The sequence below is a fragment of the Stenotrophomonas sp. SMYL41 genome (assembly GCF_036319965.1).
Taxonomy (GTDB): domain Bacteria; phylum Pseudomonadota; class Gammaproteobacteria; order Xanthomonadales; family Xanthomonadaceae; genus Stenotrophomonas; species Stenotrophomonas maltophilia_R.
Map to the genome: position 1 here is coordinate 110,198 of NZ_JAWIRX010000010.1, position 23,506 is coordinate 133,703.

Annotated in this window: 24 protein-coding genes; 13 read left to right on the forward strand and 11 right to left on the reverse strand. The window is 67.4% G+C overall.

Annotated elements, in window-relative coordinates; translation table 11 throughout:
• Positions 1–42: 42 nt before the first annotated feature.
• The 7 genes from V3B30_RS13430 to V3B30_RS13460 all read left to right on the forward strand — a co-directional run bounded on the left by V3B30_RS13430 (position 43) and on the right by V3B30_RS13460 (position 6,784).
• Positions 43–528, forward strand: coding sequence for an Mpo1-like protein (locus V3B30_RS13430; RefSeq protein WP_100474222.1), 486 nt, complete (start codon positions 43–45; stop codon positions 526–528).
• Positions 529–861: 333 nt separating this feature from the next.
• The gene (locus V3B30_RS13435) at positions 862–3,690 is read left to right on the forward strand and encodes a monovalent cation/H+ antiporter subunit A (RefSeq protein WP_100474225.1); all 2,829 of its coding nucleotides are present in this window, start codon (positions 862–864) and stop codon (positions 3,688–3,690) included.
• On the forward strand, positions 3,690–4,082 hold the full coding sequence (locus tag V3B30_RS13440) for a Na+/H+ antiporter subunit C (protein WP_049423184.1): 393 nt from the start codon (positions 3,690–3,692) through the stop codon (positions 4,080–4,082). Before V3B30_RS13435 ends, V3B30_RS13440 begins: the two co-directional genes overlap by 1 nt.
• On the forward strand, positions 4,079–5,614 hold the full coding sequence (locus V3B30_RS13445) for a monovalent cation/H+ antiporter subunit D (RefSeq protein WP_262083608.1): 1,536 nt from the start codon (positions 4,079–4,081) through the stop codon (positions 5,612–5,614). Before V3B30_RS13440 ends, V3B30_RS13445 begins: the two co-directional genes overlap by 4 nt.
• Positions 5,611–6,117, forward strand: coding sequence for a Na+/H+ antiporter subunit E (locus tag V3B30_RS13450; protein WP_100474231.1), 507 nt, complete (start codon positions 5,611–5,613; stop codon positions 6,115–6,117). The genes V3B30_RS13445 and V3B30_RS13450 overlap by 4 nt, the downstream gene beginning before the upstream one ends.
• Positions 6,114–6,398 (forward strand): K+/H+ antiporter subunit F, encoded by a 285-nt coding sequence (locus V3B30_RS13455; protein WP_005411334.1) that lies wholly within the window; start codon positions 6,114–6,116, stop codon positions 6,396–6,398. Before V3B30_RS13450 ends, V3B30_RS13455 begins: the two co-directional genes overlap by 4 nt.
• Complete coding sequence (locus V3B30_RS13460; RefSeq protein WP_100474234.1) at positions 6,395–6,784, forward strand: Na+/H+ antiporter subunit G; 390 nt, start codon at positions 6,395–6,397, stop codon at positions 6,782–6,784. The genes V3B30_RS13455 and V3B30_RS13460 overlap by 4 nt, the downstream gene beginning before the upstream one ends.
• A 134-nt stretch (positions 6,785–6,918) precedes the next feature.
• Here V3B30_RS13460 and V3B30_RS13465 read toward each other — a convergent pair whose 3' ends face one another.
• Both V3B30_RS13465 and V3B30_RS13470 read right to left on the reverse strand, forming a co-directional pair.
• Positions 6,919–7,884 (reverse strand): sodium:calcium antiporter, encoded by a 966-nt coding sequence (locus V3B30_RS13465; protein ID WP_100474237.1) that lies wholly within the window; start codon positions 7,882–7,884, stop codon positions 6,919–6,921.
• 73 nt (positions 7,885–7,957) lie between these two features.
• The gene (locus V3B30_RS13470) at positions 7,958–8,611 is read right to left on the reverse strand and encodes a hypothetical protein (RefSeq protein WP_262083609.1); all 654 of its coding nucleotides are present in this window, start codon (positions 8,609–8,611) and stop codon (positions 7,958–7,960) included.
• Positions 8,612–8,736: 125 nt separating this feature from the next.
• On the opposite strand from V3B30_RS13470, the gene V3B30_RS13475 reads away from it, so the two are divergent.
• The gene (locus V3B30_RS13475) at positions 8,737–9,285 is read left to right on the forward strand and encodes a hypothetical protein (protein ID WP_262083610.1); all 549 of its coding nucleotides are present in this window, start codon (positions 8,737–8,739) and stop codon (positions 9,283–9,285) included.
• A gap of 133 nt (positions 9,286–9,418) precedes the next feature.
• Here V3B30_RS13475 and hmgA read toward each other — a convergent pair whose 3' ends face one another.
• Together hmgA and hppD are read right to left on the reverse strand one after the other, a co-directional pair.
• Positions 9,419–10,726, reverse strand: coding sequence for a homogentisate 1,2-dioxygenase (hmgA, locus tag V3B30_RS13480; protein ID WP_262083611.1), 1,308 nt, complete (start codon positions 10,724–10,726; stop codon positions 9,419–9,421).
• Positions 10,727–10,830: 104 nt separating this feature from the next.
• A complete protein-coding gene (hppD, locus tag V3B30_RS13485; RefSeq protein WP_202908132.1) occupies positions 10,831–11,943 on the reverse strand; it encodes a 4-hydroxyphenylpyruvate dioxygenase in 1,113 nt (370 codons plus the stop codon).
• 129 nt (positions 11,944–12,072) lie between these two features.
• On the opposite strand from hppD, the gene V3B30_RS13490 reads away from it, so the two are divergent.
• On the forward strand, positions 12,073–12,564 hold the full coding sequence (locus V3B30_RS13490) for a MarR family winged helix-turn-helix transcriptional regulator (protein WP_057501376.1): 492 nt from the start codon (positions 12,073–12,075) through the stop codon (positions 12,562–12,564).
• Positions 12,565–12,644: 80 nt separating this feature from the next.
• Here the strand turns inward: V3B30_RS13490 and V3B30_RS13495 are convergent, their stop codons facing one another.
• The 4 genes from V3B30_RS13495 to V3B30_RS13510 form a co-directional block, all read right to left on the reverse strand.
• Positions 12,645–13,784 (reverse strand): hypothetical protein, encoded by a 1,140-nt coding sequence (locus tag V3B30_RS13495; protein WP_262083612.1) that lies wholly within the window; start codon positions 13,782–13,784, stop codon positions 12,645–12,647.
• Positions 13,785–14,042: 258 nt separating this feature from the next.
• Complete coding sequence (locus V3B30_RS13500; protein WP_262083613.1) at positions 14,043–14,648, reverse strand: thioredoxin family protein; 606 nt, start codon at positions 14,646–14,648, stop codon at positions 14,043–14,045.
• Positions 14,649–14,664: 16 nt separating this feature from the next.
• Positions 14,665–16,164: an oligopeptide:H+ symporter gene (locus V3B30_RS13505; RefSeq protein ID WP_014038761.1), complete on the reverse strand. Its 1,500-nt coding sequence runs from the start codon at positions 16,162–16,164 to the stop codon at positions 14,665–14,667.
• Positions 16,165–16,345: 181 nt separating this feature from the next.
• Positions 16,346–17,221 carry a tryptophan 2,3-dioxygenase family protein gene (locus V3B30_RS13510; protein ID WP_262083614.1) on the reverse strand — a complete coding sequence of 292 codons (876 nt, stop codon included), beginning with the start codon at positions 17,219–17,221 and terminating at the stop codon, positions 16,346–16,348.
• Positions 17,222–17,556: 335 nt separating this feature from the next.
• Between V3B30_RS13510 and pdhA the strand changes: the two genes are divergently transcribed.
• Genes pdhA through V3B30_RS13530 form a run of 4 tightly spaced genes read left to right on the forward strand, consistent with a single transcriptional unit; the run spans position 17,557 to position 21,445 of the window.
• The gene (pdhA, locus tag V3B30_RS13515) at positions 17,557–18,639 is read left to right on the forward strand and encodes a pyruvate dehydrogenase (acetyl-transferring) E1 component subunit alpha (protein WP_100474259.1); all 1,083 of its coding nucleotides are present in this window, start codon (positions 17,557–17,559) and stop codon (positions 18,637–18,639) included.
• Positions 18,632–19,699, forward strand: a complete 1,068-nt coding sequence (locus V3B30_RS13520; protein WP_006474353.1) for an alpha-ketoacid dehydrogenase subunit beta — start codon at positions 18,632–18,634, stop codon at positions 19,697–19,699. The genes pdhA and V3B30_RS13520 overlap by 8 nt, the downstream gene beginning before the upstream one ends.
• Before the next feature lies 1 nt (position 19,700).
• Positions 19,701–20,054 carry an SH3 domain-containing protein gene (locus V3B30_RS13525; protein WP_005411349.1) on the forward strand — a complete coding sequence of 118 codons (354 nt, stop codon included), beginning with the start codon at positions 19,701–19,703 and terminating at the stop codon, positions 20,052–20,054.
• Positions 20,051–21,445, forward strand: a complete 1,395-nt coding sequence (locus tag V3B30_RS13530) for a dihydrolipoamide acetyltransferase family protein (protein ID WP_100474262.1) — start codon at positions 20,051–20,053, stop codon at positions 21,443–21,445. Before V3B30_RS13525 ends, V3B30_RS13530 begins: the two co-directional genes overlap by 4 nt.
• 111 nt (positions 21,446–21,556) lie before the next feature.
• Here V3B30_RS13530 and V3B30_RS13535 read toward each other — a convergent pair whose 3' ends face one another.
• The 3 genes from V3B30_RS13535 to V3B30_RS13545 form a co-directional block, all read right to left on the reverse strand.
• A complete protein-coding gene (locus V3B30_RS13535) occupies positions 21,557–21,943 on the reverse strand; it encodes a VOC family protein (protein ID WP_262083615.1) in 387 nt (128 codons plus the stop codon).
• Between the two features lie 213 nt (positions 21,944–22,156).
• Positions 22,157–22,864: a YafY family protein gene (locus V3B30_RS13540; RefSeq protein WP_262083616.1), complete on the reverse strand. Its 708-nt coding sequence runs from the start codon at positions 22,862–22,864 to the stop codon at positions 22,157–22,159.
• Complete coding sequence (locus V3B30_RS13545) at positions 22,864–23,499, reverse strand: NAD-dependent dehydratase (RefSeq protein ID WP_262083617.1); 636 nt, start codon at positions 23,497–23,499, stop codon at positions 22,864–22,866. The genes V3B30_RS13540 and V3B30_RS13545 overlap by 1 nt, the downstream gene beginning before the upstream one ends.
• Between the last annotated feature and the right edge of the window lie 7 nt (positions 23,500–23,506).

Consider the following 23,506-nt stretch of genomic DNA (forward strand, 5'->3'; position numbering starts at 1 on the left):
CCTGGCTCCACTGACGGGCCCCGGCGGGAGTATGCTGGCCGCATGCAGACATCCACCGAGCTTGCGCGGCCGATCGACCGCTATTTCGCCAGCTACTCCGACGACCACCGCAATGTGATCAACCAGCGCATCCACGTGGTGGCGGTCCCGGCGATCCTGTGGTCGGTGGTGGCCCTGCTGTGGTGCCTGCCACCGCTGATCACCTGGTTCCAGTACGGCATCTGGTCGGCGTTCGCGATGTTCAGCGCCTGGTGCTTTTACAACAAGCTGTCGCGCCCGCTGGGCATCGGCATGCTCATCCAGTTCTTCGTGTTCGGCTGCCTGTGCCGGCTGCTGGAGGCCGAGATCGGCCTGCAGGCCCTGCGCTGGCTGGCGGTGGGCGTGTTCGTGGTGGCCTGGATCGCGCAGTTCATCGGCCACACGTTCGAGGGCCGCAAGCCCAGCTTCCTGACCGACCTGACCTACCTGCTGATCGGCCCGGCCTGGGTGATGGCCAAGGTCTACCGCAAGCTCGACTGGCGCTACTGACCTGGTGGTGGCCGACAGCGACCGTCGTTTCCTGAACGGGCGGATTCCGTCACCCGTAGTCCACGGGACCCCTGCGAGCCTGCGCCGGTGATCCGCTCCCCATCGCCCGCCCGTCTACGGCAGCCCCTGTGCGACAGGGCCTGCGGTCTCCCTGCGTGGGCGTAGGGTGTCCCCTGAGGGCAACCAGGGAAGTGATGCGGGAACGTGATGTTGCGCCGCAGAAAAAATGAATCAGCGAACGTTACATGCAATTGATCGCTGTTCGATGGGTTTCGGCGACATTTCGCAGCCTGTTATCCTCCCTGACCTGCTCGTGAATCATGGATTCCCTGCATGCTCCCCAGCCTGCCCCTGCTGCTGGCCCTGCCGTTCCTGATGGCAGCGGCTGTTGCGGCCTTCCCCCGTAGTTCGCGCTCGACTGCTGCCTGGCTGGCGGCGCTGGCGCCGTTGGGTGGGCTGGCCATCCTCGGCTGGCTGACCCCGTCCGTACTCGATGACCAGGTGGTCCGCACCCTGGTGCCCTGGCTGCCGCAGATCGGGCTGGACTTCACCCTGCGCCTGGACGGGCTGGCCTGGATGTTCGCCGGGCTGGTGCTCGGCATCGGCGCGCTGGTGGTGTTGTATGCGCGCTACTACCTGAGCCAGCAGGACAACGCGCACCGGTTCTACTGCTATCTGCTGCTGTTCATGGGTGCCATGCTGGGCATGGTGCTGTCGGGCAACCTGCTGTTGCTGATGATCTTCTGGGAAATGACCAGCATCAGCTCGTTCCTGCTGATCGGCTTCTGGTCACACCGCCAGGATGCCCGCGAAGGCGCACGCATGGCGCTGGTGATCACCGGCGGCGGCGGCCTGGCCCTGCTCGGTGGCGTGCTGCTGATCGGCCGCATCGTCGGCAGCTTCGACCTGGACGTGGTGCTGGCCGCCGGCGAGCAGATCCGCGCCAGCGCACTGTACCCGTACGCCCTGTTCCTGGTGCTGGCCGGCATCTTCACCAAGAGCGCGCAGTTCCCGTTCCACTTCTGGCTGCCGCACGCGATGGCGGCGCCGACCCCGGTGTCGGCCTACCTGCACTCGGCCACCATGGTGAAGGCCGGCGTGTTCCTGCTGGCGCGGCTGCATCCGGCACTGGCCGGCAGCGATCTGTTCTTCTATACGGTCAGCGGTATCGGCGCGCTGACCCTGCTGATCGGCGCCTGGAACGCGATCTTCCAGCATGACCTGAAGGGCCTGCTGGCGTACTCGACCATTTCCCACCTGGGCCTGATCACCCTGCTGTTCGGGCTGTCCACGCCGATGGCGGTGGTCGCCGGCGTGTTCCACATCCTCAACCACGCCACCTTCAAGGCCTCGCTGTTCATGGCCGCCGGCATCATCGACCACGAGACCGGCACCCGTGACATGCGCAAGCTGGGGGGGCTGCGCAGGCTGATGCCGTTCACCAGCGCGCTGGCGATCATCGCCTCGCTGGCGATGGCCGGCATCCCGCTGCTCAACGGGTTCCTGTCCAAGGAAATGCTGTTCGCCGAAGCCATTACCGCGGGCGGACCGGGCATCATGCGCGCGGCCGTGTCGATCGCCGCGCTGCTGGCCGGTGTGTTCGGCGTGGCCTACAGCCTGCGCTTCGTGCACGACACCTTCTTCGGCCCCGGCCCGCACGATCTGGACCGCGTGCCGCATGAGCCGCCGCGCTGGATGAAGGTGCCGGTGGAACTGCTGGTGGTGATCTGCGTGGCGGTGGGCGTGGCCCCGGCGCTGACGGTGGCACCGGTGCTGCATGCCGCCGCGGCGTCGATCCTCGGCCCGGCGATGCCCGAGTACAGCCTGGCGGTGTGGCACGGCTTCAACCTGCCGCTGGCGATGAGCGCGATGGGCGTGGTCGGGGGCGTGGTGCTGTACTTCGGGCTGCGCAAGCTGATCAACCTGCACGACGTAACCAACGTCAGCACCGGTCGCAACGTATTCCATGCGCAGCTGGATGCGGTTTCCGCGCTGGCCATGCGCCTGACCAACGGCATCGCCAATGGCAGCCTGCAGCGCATGCTGCTGGGCCTGGTGCTGGTGGCGATCGTGGTCGCCGCCGCGCCGTTCGTAGCCAACCCGGCCTCGCCGGACTGGACCGCGCCGCAGCCGATTCCGTTGCTGGGCTGGGCACTGTGGCTGGTGATGATGGCCTGCGCGGTCGCCACCCTGCGCATCTACAAGCAGCGCCTGCTGGCGGTGCTGCTGGTCGGCGGCGTCGGCCTGATGGTGGCGCTGACCTTCGTGTTCCTGTCCGCGCCCGACCTGGCCCTGACCCAGCTGCTGGTGGAGATGGTGACCCTGGTACTGATGCTGCTGGGCATGAACTACCTGCCGGCGCAGTCCGGGCCGGAGCGGCCGCGCTGGCGCAAGCGCCGTGACGCAGTGATCGCGATCATCGCCGGTGCCGGGCTTGGCGCACTGGCCTATTCCGCGATGACCCTGCCGCCAAACACCATGGCCGGCGAGCTGCTCGCCCGTGCCCTGCCCGAGGCCTATGGCCAGAACGTGGTCAACGTGATCCTGGTCGACTTCCGCGGCTTCGATACCTTTGGCGAGATCACCGTGTTCGGCATCGCCGCGCTGGTGGTGCATGCCCTGCTGCGGCGCACGCGGATGGCACCGGAGCAGATCATGCCCGGCCCGCCGATCAAGCTGCCGGTACCGGCCGACCTGGCGCAGATCATGTTCCCGCTGACCCTGACCGTGTCGATCTTCCTGTTCCTGCGCGGCCACAATGCCCCGGGCGGTGGCTTCATCGCCGGCCTGGTGCTGGCGGTACCGCTGCTGATCCAGTACGTGATCCAGGGCACTGCATCGGTGGAATCGCGCTTCGGCTTCGACTACATCCGCTGCATCGGCATGGGCCTGCTGATCGCCATTCTCAGCGGCAGTGCATCGATGCTGTTCGGCGTGCCCTTCCTGACCAGCGGCCATCTCGACCTGCACCTGCCGCTGATCGGCGAGGTCCCTCTGGCCAGCGCCATCGGCTTCGATATCGGCGTGTATCTGGTGGTATTCGGCGGCGCCATGCTGATGCTGTCGATGATGGGCACGATCAAGCCCTCACGCACCCGTACCGCCCGCAAGGGCGAGATCGACCTGCAACGCCGTTCGGCCCGCACCGGGGAGATGCACTGATGGAACTGGCCCTGGCGACCGCGATCGGCGTGCTGACCGCCATCGGCATCTACCTGCTGCTGCGCGCGCGCAGCTTCGACGTGATCCTCGGCATGACCTTCCTGTCCTATGCGACCAACCTGCTGATCTTCGCTGGCGGCCGCGTGGTGCTGGGCAAGGCGCCGGTGCTGCAGGAGGGCGTGGACAGCCACCTCGGCAACTACACCGACCCGCTGCCGCAGGCGCTGGTGCTGACCGCGATCGTGATCGCCTTCGCGATGACGGCGGTGAGCATCGTGCTGGCCATGCGCAGCCGCAGCGACAACCACAGCGACCATGTGGACGCCCACGAGCCGGATGACGACCTGCAGGATGAGGGCGTGCCGCCGCGCCAGGGCGAGGACCGCGCATGAACCACCTGGTGATCCTGCCGATCCTGATTCCGCTGCTGGGCGCCGCGCTGTCGCTGTTCGTCGAACACCGCCGCTATGGCCCCAGGGTGCAGCGCGCGGTGGCCTGGACCGCACTGTCGGCGCTGGCGCTGGCGGTGGGCCTGCTGTTTGCCTCCACCGCCAGCGGTGACATCAACGTCTACCTGCTCGGCGACTGGCCGTCGCGGCTGGGCATTGCACTGGTGGCCGACCGGCTGTCGGCATGGATGCTGCTGACCACCCTGTTGCTGGCCATTCCCTGCCTGCTGCATGCCTGCTCGGGCTGGGACCGGCGCGCACCGCATTTCCATGCGCTGTTCCAGTTCCAGCTGGTCGGCCTCAACGGTGCGTTCCTGACCGGCGATATCTTCAACCTGTTCGTGTTCTTCGAGGTGATGCTGATCGCCTCCTACGGCCTGCTGCTCAGCGGCGGCCGTGGCCTGCGCATGCGCATTGGCCTGCACTACGTGGTGTTCAACGTCACCGCCTCGACCCTGTTCCTGATCGCACTGGGCCTGCTGTACGCGTCGCTGGGCTCGCTGAACATGGCCGAGCTGTCGCAGCGCATCGCCGAGGTGCCGCCGGAGCAGTTGACCCTGGTGAAGGCGACGATGGGCCTGTTGCTGCTGGTGTTCTGCGCCAAGGCCGCGCTGATGCCGCTGTACCTGTGGCTGCCGGAAGCCTATTCGCGCGCACCGGCGGCCGTCGCTGCACTGTTCGCGATCATGACCAAGGTCGGCCTGTACTCGGTGCTGCGCATCCAGATGCTGTGGTTCGGCGACGATGCCGGTGCGATGGCCGGCTATGGCCGCGACTGGCTGCTGTGGGCCGGCGTGGCGACGCTGGTGCTGGGTGGCCTGGGTGCACTGGCCGCAACCCGCCTGCGCGTGCTGATCTCGTACCTGGTGATCGTGTCGGCAGCCACCCTGTTCATCGCCTTCTCGGTGGGCACGCCGCAGGTGCTCTCGGCCGGCCTGTACTACCTGCCGCACAGCAGCTTCGTGGCCGCTGCGCTGTTCCTCATCGCCGATCTGATCCGCCGCCGTCGTGGCGGTGCCAGCGACCGCAAGGAAGTGGTCGCGCCGATGCCGGGCAAGGAGACCCCGGCCGTGCTGTTCCTGATCGGCGCAGTGTCGGTGGCGGGCCTGCCGCCACTGTCCGGCTTCCTGGCCAAGGCCGCGCTGCTGGCCGGCATGCCGGCGCAGTACACCGGCCCGGTCTGGACCGCCGTGCTGGTCAGCAGCCTGCTGGTGATCATGGGCCTGACCCGCGGTGGCATCCGCCTGTTCTGGCGTGTGCCGCCGGTGGAAGCCGATGCCCCGAAACCGCGCAAGGCCCGCCTGCGCCGGGTCGAGCTGTATGCCGCGTGCCTGCTGCTGGCCTATGGCATCGGCATGACCCTGGCTGCCGCACCGCTGATGCGCTACACCGACGCCACCGCCGCACAGCTGCTGCACCCCAGCGAGTATGTGCAGCAGCTGCGTGCGACCACGCCGGAGATCCGCCAGCCATGACCGCCCAGCGCTCCCTGTTCCGCCGCATCATTCCCTCGCCGATGCTCAGCATCATGGTGGTGGCGTTCTGGCTGCTGATGTCCGACAGCTTCACCCTCGGCCAGATCGTGCTGGGGCTGCTGCTGGGTGTAGTGGTGCCACTGTTCGCCGCACGCCTGGACCGCGAGTTCGCCCGCATCGGCACCCTGCGCCCATTGCCGAAGCTGCTGTGCGTGACCCTGTGGGACATCCTGATGTCCAACATCCGCGTCGCGCTCCAGGTGCTCGGCCCGGAGAAGAACATCCACCCGGGCTTCATCTGGCTGCCGCTGGACATCGCCAACATCCACGGCATCGCCGCGCTGACCAGCATGATCACCCTGACCCCGGGCACGGTCTCGGCCGCGCTCAGCGACGACCGCAAGTTCCTGCTGGTGCACGTGCTGCACCTGGAGGACCCGCAGGACCTGATCGATACGATCAAGCGCCGTTACGAGGCGCCGTTGATGGAGATCTTCCCATGACCGGTTTTGAAGTCATCCAGACCACCCTGGTGGTGTGCATGCACGTGGTCGGCCTGGCCATGCTGCTGGCCACCTGGCGCCTGCTGCGCGGGCCGACCGTGCCCGACCGCATCCTCGCACTGGATACCCTGTCGGTGACCGCGATCGCCGAACTGATGTTGTTCGGCATGTACCTCAACTCGCCGATCTACTTCGAGGCCGCGTTGATCATTGCCATGCTGGGCTTCGGCAGCACCGTGGTGCTGAGCAAGTTCGTGCTGCGCCGGGACATCGTCGAATGATCACCGCGATCCAGATCGGCCTGTCGATCCTGCTGCTGTTCGGCTGCTTCTTCATCCTGGTCGGCGCACTGGGGCTGGTGAAGCTGTCCACCTTCTTCAAGCGCCTGCATGCACCGACCAAGGCCAGCACGCTGGGCGTGGGCTGCGTGCTGGTGTGTTCGGTGTGCTACCACATCTTCCTGGGCCAGGACCCGCAGCCGCGCGAGCTGCTGATCACCGTGTTCCTGTTCATCACCGCGCCGATCAGCGCCCACATGATGGCCAAGGCCGCACTGTCGCTGCTGATGGAAACCCGCCCCAGCCTGCCGGGCAACGAACCGGCCGCCGAGGAGCAGTTGCCGCCGCCGGAACCGGTGCGGGAAGAAGAGACCTCGCAGAACCGGTAAATCGGTAGAGGCCGACCTTGGTCGGCGCTTCGTTTCCCCAAGTGCCAACCAAGGTTGGCATCCACCGGATGTTCGGTGGTGGGTGCCGACCGTGGGTCGGCACGAAATCAACCGCATCCACGCATGGCGTGGATCTACAACGCCGGTGCGCCCACCAGCAGCAGCTCCAGCACGAACCAGCCGACGAACGCGACCAGCAGGATGCCGCCTTCGCCACGGTTGATCTTCAGGTCGCCGCGCAGCATCGGGTACAGCACCAGCGCGAACGCCAGCAGCGCCGGCAGTTCCAGGCGCACGAACGAGGCCGGCAACGCCAGCGGCTGCAGCAGCGCCATCGCACCGATCACCAGCAGCAGGTTGACCACGCTGGAGCCCAGCACGTGGCCCAGCACCATGTCGCCATGACCGCGACGCGCGGCGGCGATGGCCGTGGCCACCTCCGGCAGTGCAGTGCCGATCGCCACCGGCAGCAGGCCGACCAGCAGCGGCGTCCAGCCCAATGCCGCGCCGAAGTCCGCTGCGGCACCCACCACCAGCCGCGCGCCCCAGTACAGTGCCAGCGCGGCAATCAGCACCCGCAGTATGTTCAACGGCAGACTGGTGCGGCTCAGCGCGGATTCGGCGATGGCCGCCTGCACCTCGGCGCTCTCAACACGGCCGCGGCGCAGCAGCAGTACCTGCACGACGATGAAGCCGGCCACCAGCACGCCGCCCTCCCAGCGCGCCAGGCCACCATCAAGACCGAACAGGATCAGCAGGACGCCGGCCGCCAGCAGCGACCACCACAGCACCGTCTGCAGGCGCGCGCGCAGCAGCAGGGGCGCGGCAATCGCCGCCACCGCCAGAGTCAAGCCCAGGTTGACGATGCTGCTGCCGACCGCATTGCCCAGTGCCAGTTCCGGCTGGCCGACTGCCAGCGCGCGCGCGTTGACGGCAAGTTCCGGCAACGAGGTGGCCACCCCGAGCAGCAACAGCCCTGCAGTGAACGGGCTGGCCCCGAAGCGCTGGGCCAGGCCGGACACGGCCTTGACGATGGAGTCCCCACCCAGCGCCAGCAACAGCAGGCCGAGCAGGAACCAGGCAATGGCAATGGTGATCATCGAGCACTCCCCCAGCGGTCGTGGCGCGATTCTACGCTGGCCCCGCGCGCATGGCTGGGCCGTGGATCAAGGATCAGCCGCAGCCCTCCACATAATCGACCTGCGGGGTCTGCCCGACGCGCCAGGCACCCACCCGGCCATCGGCACCGAGCGCGAAATCGATCACCGCCCCACCCTCCTGCGCCGGACGCACGCGCAGGTGCTGGGCCTTTTCGTCGTACTTGTCGGGGCCGACGTCGCCGCGCTCGGGGTACAGCACCTGCAGCTCGCCCAGGGTCATGCCGACCCTGCCGCCACCCGGTGCGGCAATGGCCGCGCTGCGCACGTCGTAGCGCACCAGCTTGCGTCCTTCGATCATCAGGCGCGGGTCTTCGGCGTCCCGCGGGCGCAGGACGTAGCAGCCGTCATTGCCGTCGTCGGCCGGCAGCGGCTTGCCGCTGGCGTCGGTGCCCAGCCCCTGCAACGGTGTGCCAAAGCCGCTGCGGACCTCGGCGATACCAGCGCCCAGCTTTGCACCGGCGAAGCCATCCAGGCGCGCGGGACTGTCTTCGCGGCGGTCATCGGCTGGACGGGCTGCCAGATCAGGATCCGTCGACTGCGCGGGCCCCGTTGCCGAAGCGGTTTCGGCCGGGGTGTCGCTGCCACTGCCGGCTGCCCCCTGTTTGTCATGGCCGCCGCAGGCGGTGAGCGAAAGCAGCAGCAGACCAGCAAGCGGAAGGTGCTTCATCGATGCGGTTCCCTGGCACGAAGGTGGCTGCACGCTAGCCCATCCCGTGTGCAGGCACTGCATTGTCATCGCCGTTTCATCGCCTTCGTTCAGGCTCGGCGTGCACCGACTTGGCTGTCCCTTCCATGCAACCGCGCAAGACCGATCTCGCCCGAACCGCGCTGCAGGCCCACCGCGCGCCGCTGGACATGCGCCAGCGCCGGTTGCTGATCCTGTGCGATGGCCAACGCAGCATCTCCGACCTGACCGGGCTGCTCGGCCCCGAGGCTCCGGCGATGGTCATCCAGCTGGTGCAGGCCGGCTACCTGAGCACCGGTACCGGTGCCACAGCCCCTCCGCCGTCGCTGGCTGCCGCGGTAGAGCCGCTGCAGCCCGCAATACCCGCCGCGGCGCCCGCTGCCCCCCCGGGCACAGCCGTCGAACGCCGCCGCTCGCTGGTGGCCGCGCGCATCTACGTGCTGGGCATCCTGGAAATGCAGCGCCACCCGCAGGCGGCAGCGCTGTTCCGCGACCTGCAACAGGCGCGTGCAGAGGAAGAGGTGCTGCAGCGGCTGCAGTCGGCGATGCAGATGCTGCCCGGGCTGACCTCGGAGGGCTATTGCCAGCGCGTGCGGCAGCGCCTGCTGGAAGCGCTGCCGCTGGAGCATTGCGACGCGTTCGCCGAAGTGGCGTAAGCGCAGGTTCCGGCGGTCATCATCCACGCATGGCGTGGATCTACGGCTCCACATCCCGACCGCCCTCCGGTAGATCCACACCATGCGTGGATACGGTCAGGATCCGTGCCGACCAAGGTCGGCACCCACCCAGCTAGCGGGACGACCGGAAGTTGTTGCGCAGGCCATTCCAGCACTGCTGATAGTCGCCCTGGCGATGGCCGGCAGCCAAGGCCTGCGCGCTTGGGCGGATCACCGCGCGGGTCTCGAACATGAAGGCCATCGTGTCCTTGATCACGTCCGCCTTGGACAGGTCTGCATTGGATGCCTTGTCGAAGGTCGGGGCATCCGGGCCGTGGCCGCTCATGCAGTTGTGCAGCGATGCGCCGCCCGGCACGAAGCCTTCGGCCTTGGCATCGTAGGCCCCATGCACCAGGCCCATGAACTCGCTGGCGATGTTGCGGTGGAACCACGGCGGGCGGAAGGTGTTCTGCGCCACCAGCCAGCGCGGCGGGAAGATCGCGAAGTCCATGTTGCTGGTCCCCGGCGTGTCGCTGGGCGAATGCAGTACCAGGAAGATCGACGGATCCGGATGGTCGTAGCTGATCGAACCGATGGTGTTGAAGCGGCGCAGGTCATACCGGTATGGCGCGTAATTGCCGTGCCAGGCCACCACGTCCAGCGGCGAGTGGTCGATGGGTGCATGCCACAGGCGGCCGTCGAACTTGGCGATGAGCTCGAAATCGCCATCGATATCCTCGAACGCCGCGTGCGGGGTCTCGAAGTCGCGCGGGTTGGCCAGGCCATTGGAACCAATCGGGCCGAGGTCCGGCAGCTTCAGCAGCGCACCGTAGTTTTCGCAGATGTAGCCGCGGCTCGGGCCGTCGGGCAATTCGACGCGGAACCGCACGCCGCGCGGGATCACCGCGATCTGCTGCGGCTCGATCTCGACCACGCCCAGCTCGGTCAGCAGGCGCAGCGCGCCCAGCTGCGGGACGATCAGCAGCTCGCCATCGGCATCGTAGAAGTAGCGGCCGACCATGTCGCGGTTGGCAGCGTAGAGGTGGATGCCCACGCCGGCATGCGCATCGGGCGAGCCGTTGCCCCCCATCGTGTACAGGCCTTCGACGAAGTCGGTCGGCAGTTCCGGCAGCGGCAGCGGGCTCCAGCGCAGCTGGTTCGGCGAAGCCGGCTGGGCGCCGAAATCACACTGCAGCTGCGACTGCGCGAACGGGGTGAACTCGCCATGGGTCACCGCCGGACGGATCCGGTACAGCCAGCTACGGCGATTGCTGCCGCGCGGCGCGGTGAAGGCGGTTCCAGTCAACTGCTCGGCGTACAGGCCGTGGGCCACCTTCTGTGGCGAGTTCTGCCCGACCGGCAGCGCGCCGGGGACGGCCTCGGTGGCGAATTCGTTGCCGAAACCGGACTGGTAGCCGCGGGCGGTGATGGCGGTGGACATGGGGGCTCCTGGAAGACGGCGAGACCGGAACGGAAAGCAGCCGGGCATGGCTCGGCTCTACAGGCAAGCAGGCGCCGGGGAATGCCCCGGCGCCGCCCAGGACCTTACAGCACGCCGCGGCGGATCTGGTCGCGCTCGATGCTCTCGAACAGCGCGGTGAAGTTGCCTTCGCCGAAGCCTTCGTTGCCCTTGCGCTGGATGATCTCGAAGAAGATCGGGCCGATGCAGTTCTGGGTGAAGATCTGCAGCAGCTTGCGCTGGTGGGTTTCCGGATCGGCGTCGATCAGGATCTTGTTCTTCGCCAGGCGCGGCACGTCTTCACCGTGGTTCGGAACACGCTGGTCGATCACGTCGAAGTAGGTCTCCGGCGTGTCGAGGAAGTCCACGCCCTGCGCGCGCATCGCTTCGACGGTTTCGTAGATGTTCTCGGTGAAGCAGGCGATGTGCTGGATGCCCTCGCCCTTGTAGGCATCCAGGTACTCGTTGATCTGGCTCTTCGGGTCGGACGATTCGTTCAGCGGGATGCGTACGATGCCATCCGGCGCGGTCATCGCCTTGGACACCAGGCCGGTCTTCAGGCCCTTGATGTCGAAGTAGCGGATCTCGCGGAAGTTGAACAGACGCTCGTAGTAGTCCGACCACTGCTGCATGTTGCCGAAGTACAGGTTGTGGGTCAGGTGGTCGATGAAGGTCAGGCCGAAGCCGAACGGGTGCAGGTCGGCGCCTGCGATCGGCTCATAGTCGCCGTCGAAGATGCTGCCGGCGCTGCCGTAGCGGTCGACCAGGTAGAGCATGCAGTCACCAATGCCCTTGATGACCGGCGCGCTGACCGCCTTGCTGTCCGGCTTGAAGGTGATGGCTTCGGCGCCGTTGCCCAGCGCGGTCTGGTACACCTCCTGGCCCGGCTTCTTGAAGCGGATGGCGAAGCCGCAGGCGCACGGGCCATGCTTTTCGGCGAAGTCCGAGGCGAACGAATCCGGGTCTTCATTGACCAGGAAGTTGACGTCGCCCTGGCGATAGACGGTAATCGGACGCTGCTTGTGCTTGAGCACCGCGCTGAAGCCCATCTTCCGGAAGTACTCGTGCAGCTCCTGGCCACGGCCGGCCGGGGCCGCGAATTCGACGAACTCGAAGCCGTCGATGCCCATCGGGTTCTCGAAGGTGGTGACCTGCATGCCGGGGTTGGGATGCGAGGCGGTCGGGACTGCGGTATTCATGGCGTGGCTCCGAATCGGTACCGCATCGGTACAAACCAGGTGCGGGCAGGTAGGGACCCGGCGAGAATGCAGGGTCTGGACCCACCCCTTATAGTTACACTTGAAACCACCAGCAAGGTGCACCGCAACATGAGCCCCGATCCCGCCTCGACCCGCCTGCGTGCCTCGCACGTCCTGCTCGACCTGGAACAGTTCCTGCCGTATCGGCTGAGCGTGCTGTCCAACCGGGTCAGCGGCAACATCGCCAAGCTGTACGGCGATCGTTACGGCCTGGCGATTCCCGAGTGGCGGGTGATCACCATCCTGGCGCTGTACCCGGGCTCCTCGGCCAGCGAGGTCTCCGACCGCACGGCGATGGACAAGGTGGCGGTCAGCCGCGCCGTGGCCCGCCTGCTGGAGCGCGGCTTCATCAAGCGCGAGACCCACGGCGACGACCGCCGCCGCTCGGTCCTGGCACTGTCGGCGGCCGGATTCGAGGTGTATGAGACCATCGCGCCGATGGTGATCGAGATCACCCGCAAGCTGATGTCGGTGCTGAGCGACGAGGAAGAGCAGGTGCTGGAAAAACTGATCCTGCGCCTGGCCGGGGAAGGGCTGGAGCGGATGGGCGAAGGGGTCTGAGAAAAAAGGGGACGGAGGGAATTAAGTCGCAATCTGCACACATGTGCCTGATGCGACTTAATTCCCTCCGTCCCCTTTTTTCAGCTCAGGTGCTTGCGGCGTGCATGGATCCACGGCACTGCCAGCGCGGCGATGGCACCGCCGGCGAAGCCGAGTGAAGCCGCGACCGTGGCCGCTTCGACGGCCCCCGGCAGCGCCAGTGCTGCAGCCACCAGCAGCAGCGACGGCAGGCCGACGAAGGTGCCCAGGAAGAAGTGCCAGCGCGGTGACCAGGTGTTGAGCTGCAGCAGGCTGACCGGTTGCCAGGCATCCGACGCGGCATCTTCGGCGATCTTCGCCACGACCTTGCCCAGGTCCACTTCCGGCAGCGCGCGTCCCAGGCGTGCGGTTGCCAGCAGCTCCGCAACCGCCTCCACCGGCGGGAAGCTGGACGGCCACGCGGCCGGTGCCGGCACGCCGTAGGCGGTCAGCAGCGGCACGCTCAGCCACGGCGCCACCAGCGGGCGCATGCGACGGCGGCCATGCACGCACCAGATCTGCGGCTGGCCGTGCGCGGTGACGCTGTACAGCGCCAGCTCGTTGGCCGGCGGGTAGCCCAGCATGGTCACCCGCGCCGCCAGGCTGTCCTGGCCCATCACGCGCAGGAAGCCCGGGCGGCTGCGCCCTTCCTGCATCCACGCCAGCCCCAGTGACCCCACCAGGTACGCCTCGGCCACGTCCTTGCTGCCGGCGGTGGCGCGCTCGTCACTGGCCAGGTACCAGGCCAATGACTTCGGTTCGGACACATCGTCCAGCCCCCAGCGGCTGTCGTCCCCCAGTACGTGGCGCACCGGCAGACGGGCAGGCGCGGTTTCGCCACGCTCGCCGGTCTGCAGGAACGGCAGCACGCCCTGGATGAAGGTGGACAGTTCGATCGCGCGCGCGCCGTGACCCTGCCATTCCGGCGGCAGCAACCCCGCCAGCTGGCCTTCGGCCGCCAGCGTATCGAGCCTCGATTTCTGCTCGACCAGCTTCTGCACCGCGCCCTTCAGCACCACGTTGTCGGGCAGCGCGATCTGCGGCAGGCGGTGGCGTGGCGGTGCCAGTTCGACGGTGGCCTCGCCGGTACCGGCGTCATCCAGCAGCGCCTCCTGCGGCGGCAGGGTCACGCCCTCGCCTGCCCCACCCTCGGCCAGGTCGCTGGCAGGTTCGGGCAATCGTTCGGCGTGGTCGCTGTGCATGGGCGTTCCGGTAGGTTGCGTCGACAGGGCGTCGACTGAGGTCCTTGCCGGTAACGGCGTGCTCACGGTGAAGTTGAGACGCCGGTTCAGAGAGTGTGACGGTGCGCGCAGTAGAGCCGCGCAGGGCGTGGATGCACCTCAGTGCCGACCAACGGTCGGCACCCACCAAGGCATGCCGGCCAACGGTCGGCACCCACCAGGGCATGCTGACCAACGGTCGGCACCCACCTGGATTGCCGGCCAGCAGCCGGCACTATCCTATTCCGGCTTGTCAGGTGCCCACTGCTTGAGGAACGCGGTCACGCGCGCAGGCTGGAAAGCTTCGCCCTTGCGCAGCTCGCCGGTCGCCTGCGACACCAGCAGGCCACCATCTGCGTCGAGCACCAGCAGGTACGGGTAGTCGCGTTCCATCACCGGGTATTGGGCGAAGAAGGCGGCATTGGGCTGTTCGTCGCTGGCGTTGACCTTCACCCACACGTAGTGGGCATCACGGAAGCGGCGCAGGTCGCCGTTGCCTTCCACCACGTCGTCCAGCGCCCGGCAGCGATCACAGGCGGCGTTGCCGACCTCCAGCAGGATGCGCTTCTTGCCGCGCTGGGCTTCCACCTTGGCGGTGGCCAGATCGTCGGCGGGGTCGCGGGCCGGGTCGAACTGCGCACCGAGCCCGGCGATGGCGGCGATGTCCGCCGCCACCGGGGTGTTGCCCGAGGCCACCGGTTCGCTGGGGTCAGCGACCGGTGGCTCGGTGGGTCGGGTATCCAGAGGCTGCGTGGGCTCGGCGGCGGCAGGCGGTTGCGGTTGGGAACAGGCGCCGATCAGCGCCGCACAGACCACCACCACTGCACCACCGAGCTTGCTGCGCATGCCTACTGCCCTCTCATCATTTGACGCCGTGCATCAGCTTGTTGATCAGCGGGGCGACCAGGAACAGCACCACGCCGGAGCCGATCAGGGCCCAGAACCCGAAGGTATACCCCTTCAGGGCCGACTCGACCGTCATGCCGCCTTCACCACTGACCACGCCAGCGAAGATGCCCGACAGGTTGTTGCCGATGCCGGTGGACAGGAACCAGCCACCCATGCCGAAGCCGACCAGGCGCACCGGGGCCAGCTTGGTCACCATCGACAGGCCGATCGGCGACAGGCACAGCTCACCCACGGACTGGATGACGTAGACCATGAACAGGGTCCAGAACGGGATCTTGCCGTCCACGACCATCTGCGACAGGGCGAACATCAGCAGCGCGAAGGCGGCGCCGTTGAACAGCAGGCCCAGGCCGAACTTGCGCGGGATGGACGGATTGGCGCGGCCCATGGCCACCCAGATCCAGGCGATGATCGGCGCCAGGGTGATGATGGCCACCGAGTTGACCGACTGGAACCACGCGGTCGGGAACGTCCAGTCACCGAACTGGCGGTTGACGATGTTCTCGGCCAGGAAGGTGAACGAGCTGCCGGCCTGTTCGAAGAACATCCAGAACATCACGTTGAAGGCGAAGATGATCAGCATGGCGATCACGCGGTCGCGCTGCACCTTGCCCTCGCGGATGCCCTCGACCAGCAGCAGGATGGCCAGCGCGGTGAACATCGCACCCAGGATCCAGGCCAGTGCGGTGGCGCCGGTCGCCAGCAGGAAGTACGCGACCGGGATGGCAACCACGGCACCGGCCAGCACCATGATGATGCGGCCGAAGCCTTCAGCGCCGGCCGGCGGTGCACCGATGCCCTTCAGGCCGGCGCGACCGATGTAGAACCACACCAGCGAGATCAGCATGCCCACGCCCGAGGCGATGAACACGACCTTGTAGGACGGCATCGCGTCGGTACCGAACACCTTGCGGGCCAGGTACTCGGTCAGCACCGGGGCGATCATCGCGCCGATGTTGATGCCCATGTAGAAGATGGTGAAGCCCGAGTCGCGGCGCTCGTCCTTCAGGCCGTACAGCTTGCCGACCATGGTCGAGATGTTGGGCTTGAACAGACCGTTGCCGACGATGATGGTCGCCAGGCCGAGCTTGAAGATGTGCTCCTGCGGCAGCGAGATCATGAACAGGCCGGCGGCCATGATGATCGCGCCGGTCAGGATCGATCGCTGGTAGCCCAGTACCCGGTCGGCCACGTAGCCACCGAAGATCGCCGCGGCATACACCAGGGCCAGGTAGGCGCCGTAGATGCGGCTGGCGTCGCCTTCACCGGCAGCGCTGCCGTTGTAGAACTGGGCGACGATGTACAGCACCAAGGCCCAGCGGATGCCGTAGAACGCAAAGCGCTCCCAGAACTCGGTCATGAACAGCATCCACAACGGGCGCGGATGGCCCAGCGTGGTCTTGAAGTCCGGCAGCGCCGGCTCTGGGGTGTTCGCAGTGGCGTTTACGCTCATGCGGATTTCCTGGTTCGGTGGATGACGAGCACGTCCGCTGTGCAGTTGGAGCAACGCGCGAGGATCACCGACTTCTGGCGTTCACGTCAAATACACGCCGTTTGAGGCAGGTGCCAGCCTGCTCGCTGAACTTGCATCTGAAACGATCCAGCCAATGGCCGGGGTCCAAGCTGAATGGGGGTCAGCCCCGTTCTGCCGGGGGCGCCGCCTGCAGGCTGGTGCGCACCTGGAACAGTTCGGGGAAGAAGGTCAGCTCCAGCGCCTTGGCCAGGAAGCCGACGCCGGACGAGCCGCCGGTGCCGCGCTTGAAGCCGATCACGCGCATCACCGTGCGCATGTGTCGGAATCGCCACAGCTGGAAGGCGGTCTCCAGGTCGACCAGGTCCTCGCACAGCGAATACTCGCGCCAGTAGCGGTCGGTGTCCTGGTAGATGCGCTCGAACACCGGCTGCAGTGCGTCGTCGGCCACATGCGGCTGGGTCCAGTCGTGGGATTCGTACACCGCCGGCACGGCATGGCCGAAGCGGGCCAGGTACTTCAGGAATTCCTCGTACAGGCTGGGCGCTTCCAGCACGGTGCGCAGCTGCGCCTGCCCGGCCGGGTCGTGCTCGAACACCTGCAGCATCTGCGCATTCTTGTTGCCCAGCAGGAACTCGATGTAGCGGTACTGCAGCGACTGGAAGCCCGAAGACGGGCCCAGCACGTCGCGGAAACCCATGTATTCGGACGGGGTCAGCGTTTCCAGCACCGACCACTGCTCGGTGAGCTGGCGCAGCACCTGCTTGCTGCGCGCCAGCACCTTGCGGCACTGCCAGACTTCATCGCGCTGCAGGAAGCCGATCGCCGCGCGCAGTTCGTGGCCGAGCAGCTTCAACCACAGCTCCGAGGTCTGGTGCTGGATGATGAAGAGCATCTCGTCGTGGTGCGGCGGGCTGGACAGCGGCTGCTGCGCGCTGAGCAGCTGGTCCAGACGCAGGTAGCCGCCGTAGGTCAGGCGTCCCTGCAGGTCGGTGTGGATGCCGGCTTCGAGATCGCGTTGGTTGTTGTCGACGGACATGGGCGGGACCAGATCGGGGGCGGCAAGGGTAGCGCGTTGCCGCCGCGCTGGCAGCCGCCGGGTCCATACCGGGGCGTGCGGTTGGCCGTGGAGCATCGGCCGATGCCGGGCCTGCGCGTGGAACCGTCCGCGCCGTTGTACTGGCGGTCAGCCAGAGGCGTATTCTGATGCTTTGCAGCAACGACTGAATACGTTGTTGTTACTGGCCCCCCACCCGCCGGCAGGGGTAAAACGGGGAATCGCCGTGTTGCGGCGCAGGAAGGCTATTCCGTACGCGTTCCTTAACATGGCGATTCATATCATTTGTAACTTCTCTGTCGAAGGTGCAGTACGCAATGACGGTTGCCGCTGAATTCAAGATCGAATACCTGCAGTACCTGGACGCGGACGGCAAGCTCGTCCGCGATGACCTGCCGGCGTCGCTGCGCGACCCCAAGGTCCTGGTGCCGCTGTTCAAGCAGATGCTGTTCGTACGTACGTTCGACAGCAAATCCATCGCGCTGCAGCGCACCGGCAAGCTCGGCACCTACGCCGCCTGCCTGGGGCATGAAGCCGCGCACGTGGGTATCGGCGCTGCGATGCAGAAGGACGACGTGTTCGCGCCCTCGTACCGCGAGTATGGCGCGATGTTCATGCGTGGCGTGCGCCCGCACGACGTGTTGATGTACTGGGGCGGCGACGAGCGCGGCAATGACTACGGCGGCAACGCGGCCAAGGACTTCCCGTTCTGCGTGCCGATTTCCACCCAGTGCCTGCATGCCGCAGGCGCGGCGCTGAAGTTCAAGCTCAACAAGGAACCGCAGATCGCGGTGGCCGTGTGCGGCGACGGCGGCAGCTCGAAGACCGACTTCTACGCGGCACTGAATTCGGCCGGCGCCTACAAGCTGCCGCTGATCCTGTGCATCGTCAACAACGGCTGGGCCATCTCGGTCCCGCGTTCGGCCCAGACCGGTGCCGAAACGCTGGCGCAGAAGGGCCTGGCTGGTGGCCTGCACTGCCTGCAGGTGGACGGCAACGACCTGATCGCAGTACTGGCGGCAATGGAGCAGGCGCGCGAACGTGCGCTGGCCGGCGATGGCGGCACCGTGCTGGAACTGATGACCTACCGCCTGTCCGACCACACCACCGCCGATGACGCGCGCCGCTACCGCGACGACGCCGAAGTGAAGGATGCGTGGCAGCGCGAGCCGATGCTGCGCCTGCGCAAGTACCTGATCAACGCCGGCGTGTGGAGCGAGGAAGAAGAAGCCGCCTGGACCGCCGAGTGCGGCACGCGCGTGGACGAGGAAGTGAACCTTTACCTCAACACGCCGGTGCAGCCGGTCGAGGCGATGTTCGACTTCCTGTACGCCGATCCGCCGCCGGACCTGCTGGCCCAGCGTGCCCAGGCGATCGCCCTGGAGCAGCGCCATGGATGAGATCAAGAACGGCGCGCCCGGCGCGCACACCAACGCCGCCGACAGCGCTGCCGTCGCGCGCGGAGAACAGAGCATGACCACCACCCCCATCACCCTGATCGAAGCCATCACCCAGGCACTGGCCTGGGAGCTGGAGCACGACCCGTCGGTGCTGGTGCTGGGCGAGGACGTGGGCGTCAACGGCGGCGTGTTCCGCGCCACCGCCGGCCTGCAGCAGCGCTTCGGCTCCGAGCGCATCCTCGACACCCCGCTGGATGAAACCACCATCGCCGGCCTGACCATCGGCCTGGCGGCACAGGGCATGAAGCCGGTGGCCGAAGCCCAGTTCGACGGTTTCATGTACCCGATGGTCGACCATATCGTCTGCCACGCCGCACGCCTGCGTTACCGCACGCGTGGCCGCCTGCACTGCCCGATGGTGCTGCGCGTGCCGTGGGGTGGTGGCATCCGCGCGCCGGAACACCACAGCGAAGCCAACGAGGCGATCTTCACCAACGTGCCGGGCCTGCGCGTGGTACTGCCGTCGTCGCCGCAGCGCGCCTACGGCCTGCTGCTGGCCGCGATCCGCGAACCGGATCCGGTCATCTACATGGAGCCCAAGCGCATCTACCGCCAGTACAAGGAAGTGGTCGTCAACGACGGCGAAGCCCTGCCGCTGGACGTCTGCTTCGTGCTGCGCGACGGCACCGACGTGACCCTGGTGACCTGGGGCGCGCAGGTGAAGGAAGCGCTGGAAGCGGCCGACAAGCTGGCCGGCGAAGGCATCAGCGCCGAAGTCATCGACGTGGCCACGCTGCGTCCGCTGGACTTCGCCACCATCGCCGAATCGGTGGCCAAGACCGGCCGCTGCGTGATCGTGCAGGAGGCCCCGAAGACCGCGGGCTTCGGCGCCGAAATCGCCGCGCGCCTGGCCGAGGAATCGATCTACGACCTGCTGGCCCCGGTCGAGCGCGTCACTGGCTACGACACCCACATTCCGCTGTTCCGCCTGGAAATGAAGTACCTGCCGAGCGTCGAGCGGATCGTGGCTGCGGCCAAGCGCGCGGTGGCGGCCGGCTGACATGCGGGCCCGCCTTCTGGGGGCTTACCGCAGCCAGTATCCCAACCCGCTCCGGTTCCACACCGGCCAGATCGTCGAAGTAGGTGTCCGTGACGAGGAATGGCCGGCGTTTGCCTGGGTACGCACCAACGATGGGCGCGCTGGATGGGCGCCCATTGCGTGGTTGCAGCTGCTGGACGAGGGTCGCGCCGAAGCGCTGTGCGACTACGACGCCCGCGAGCTGGATGTGGAAAGCGGCGAGATGGTGAAGCTTCATCACGAACACGGTGGGTGGTGGTGGTCCGAGCGCGCCAATGGCGCGACGGGTTGGCTGCCGGCCCGCGAACTGGAACTGCTGGAAGAGAACTGCAAATGAGCCAGACCAAGAACTTCAACCTGCCCGACCTGGGCGAAGGCCTGCCGGACGCGACCATCGTCGAGTGGTTCGTTAAGGAAGGCGATGTGATCAAGCTGGACGAGCCGCTGGTGTCGATGGAGACCGCCAAGGCCGTGGTGGAAGTGCCCTCGCCGTTCTCCGGCAAGGTGCTGAAGCTGTCCGGCGCTGCCGGCGACATCATCCCGACCGGTTCGGTGCTGGCCAGCTTCGAACTGGACCCGAACCTGCCGCAGCGCGCCGATGGCCAGGACACCGGCCACAGCCATGGCCACGCCGCACCTGCCGCTGCACCGACGCCGCCGCCGCTTCCCGCTGCTGCCGCACCGGTGGCCGCTGAAGCTGCCAAGCCCGCCGCCGCCGAGCGTGATGACGCCGGTACCGTGGTCGGCGCGATGCAGAGCTCCAACACCGTGCATGCCGAACAGGCGCTGGCCGTCGGTGGCGTCAAGGCCGTGCCGGCCGTGCGCGCGATGGCCCGCAAGTTGGGCGTGGACCTGAGCCGCGTGCCTGCCACTGGCACCGATGGCGCGGTCACCATGGCCGACGTCAAGCAGGCCGCCGCCAACGGCACCGCCAAGCTCGGTGCCGCTCCGGCTCCGGCTCCGGCCGCTGCTGCCGCCTATGCCGCGCCGGCCCCGGCGCAGGTGTCTGCCCCGGTGCAGAGCGAAGCGCGCACCCCGCTGTCGGCCGCCGGCAAGCCGATGCGTACCCAGCCGCCGGGCGTGGTCGCCAAGGGCCAGCCGGAACCGCTGAAGGGCGTGCGCCGCAATATGGCCCGCGTGATGGCCGACGCACACAGCAAGGTCGTGCCGACCACGCTGAATGACGACGCCGACATCCATGCCTGGCTGCCGGGCAACGACGTCACCGCGCGCCTGGTGCGTTCGATCGTGGTCGCCGCGCAGAAGGTGCCGGCGATGAACGCTTGGTTTGACGGTGAAGCGCTGACCCGTACCCTGCACGCGCAGGTGGACATAGGCATCGCCGTGGACACCGACGACGGCCTGTTCGTGCCGGCCCTGCGCAACGCCGACATGCTCGATGCACGCGGCATCCGCGAAGGCGTCAACCGCCTGCGCGAGCAGGTGGAATCGCGTTCGATCGCCGCCTCGGAACTGAGCGGCTACACCATCTCGCTGTCCAACTTCGGCATGTTCGCCGGCCGTTACGCGACCCCGGTCGTGGTGCCGCCGTGCGTGGCCATCGTCGGTGCCGGCCGTGCCCGCCACCAGATGACCCCGGTGATGGGCGGCGTGGAAGCGCACAAGGTGATCCCGCTGTCGGTCACCTTCGACCACCGCGCGGCTACCGGTGGCGAAGCGGCCCGCTTCCTGCGCGCGATGATGGACGACCTGGCGCTGGCCAGCTGATCAGGTGGGTGCCAACCTTGGTTGGCACATGACTTGGAAAGGACGCCGGGCAATGCCCGGCGTTCTTTTTCTCGCACCCACGCATCACGTGGATCTACACAATGCGGGCGATCAATCGCGCGCGACCATGCCTTCGGCGCGACTGTACACACGCAGGCGGTGGCCATCCGGATCGGCGCCGACGAAGGTATGGCCGAATTCCAATGTCACGGGTACCTGCAGGATCTGCACGCCGAGTGCGTGCCACGCATCGTGCATCTGCTGCACGGCCTCCGGGCTGGCGACCACCATCGCCAGTTCGGCGGCACCGGCCTGCGCGGATACCGGCGGCTGCACGTCGTCGCGCTGCCAAAGGCCCAGTGCGGCACCATCGCCGAGCAGGAACAGGGCAAAGCCGGGCGACTGCTCGACCGGTGGCTTGCCGAGAATGCCGCTGTAGAACGTGGCGCTGGCGGCGACGTCGCGCACGTACTGCAGCAGGGTGCTGGGGGTGAACATGGGGAAGCTCCATTGTTGGGAGCGTTCATGGTGGTGCGGCCCTGCTGACAGATTCTGTCAGTAGCGTCGAGCTTGCTCGACTGCCGTTGCGGTTGCTCTGGTAGATGTCGAGCTTGCTCGACTGCTGTTCGCGAAGATCAAAGGCGGCCGAGCAAGCTCGACCCCTACCAGAAGCAGGAAGTGAAGCGCGGAAGCAGTCGTGCAGGCTCGACGCTACGAACGGTCCAACCAGTCCGGCGCGATGCCCTGCGCCTTCTGCCAGCGCCGCAGCAGGGTGGCGCGGGGCACGAGGTAGTGATCCTCCAGCACGCGCACCTGGCGGATGCGGTCCAGCCGGAAATGACGGAAGTCCTCGCGGCCTTCGCACCACGCCGCCAGCATCGGCACTTCATCGAAGTAGCCCAGTGCGAACGGCCAGACGATGCGCTCGCTGCGCTGGCCCTGCGCATCCTGGTAGCCGAACTGCAGTCGTTGTTGCGCGCTCATCGCTTCGCGCACAGCCTGCAGGCGTGCGTGCGGCACCTTCGCCGTCGCACGTGAAGGACCCACACGCAGGCCGCTGTCACGCAGCGCTTCGCGACGCGGGGCAGGCAATACATGCGCGATGCGCGCCAAGGCGTCTCGTGCGGCCTCGGCCAGCGCCGGCTCTGTGCGTGCCGCGACCCAGCGCAGGCCCAACACCAGTGCGTCGATCTCGGCCGGTGGCAGGGTCATGGGAGGCAAGGTATCGCTAGGCGCCAGCTGGTAGCCGACCCCGGCCTCGCCGCGCAGGTCGGCGCCCTGCTCGCGTAGCGTCTCGATATCGCGGTACAGCGTTCGCAGGCTGATGCCCAGCGCTTCGGCCAGCATCTGCCCCGCGACCGGCCGCCGATGGCGGCGCAGCAGCTGCAGCAGCTGGGTCAGGCGCAGCGCACGCGACATCAACCGACCAGTTCGCTGGATGCCACCACGTGCTCGCCCGGTTGCGGAGCGAGCGCGGCCTCGACCAGTGCCTTGGCGATCTCGCTGGCCGGATTGATCCGCCACGCCCGTGGCAACACCGGCCCCAGTGCACCCAACACCGACAGTGCCAGGCGCTCGCCGCGACGCACCTCGTTGCGCTCGCCACCGATCAACCCCGGGCGTACCAGCGTCAGCGAAGCGAAGCCCAGCGCACGCAGGTCACGCTCCAGCTCGCCCTTCACCCGGCTGTAGAAGATCGACGACTGCGGGTTGGCGCCGGCCGCAGAATTCAGCACATAGGTCTGCGCATCCTGCGCCTGTGCCAGGCGGGCGAACGCCAACGGGTAATCATGGTCGATGCGATGGAAGGCCTCGCGGCTGCCGGCCTGGGCGATGGTGCTGCCCAGCGCGCAGATGACCGCATCCACGCGCGCCCACCCAGGCGCGGCGGGCAGCGCATCGAAGGCCAGCACCGGGTTCTCCAGCTTCCCGTGGGTCACGCCCAGCGGGCGGCGGGTGGGAGCGATCACGGCGCTGCAGCGCGGGTCGTCCAGCAGCCTGCGCAGGGCCAGCCCGCCCACCAGCCCGGTCGCCCCCAGCAACATCACGCGCATCACCACC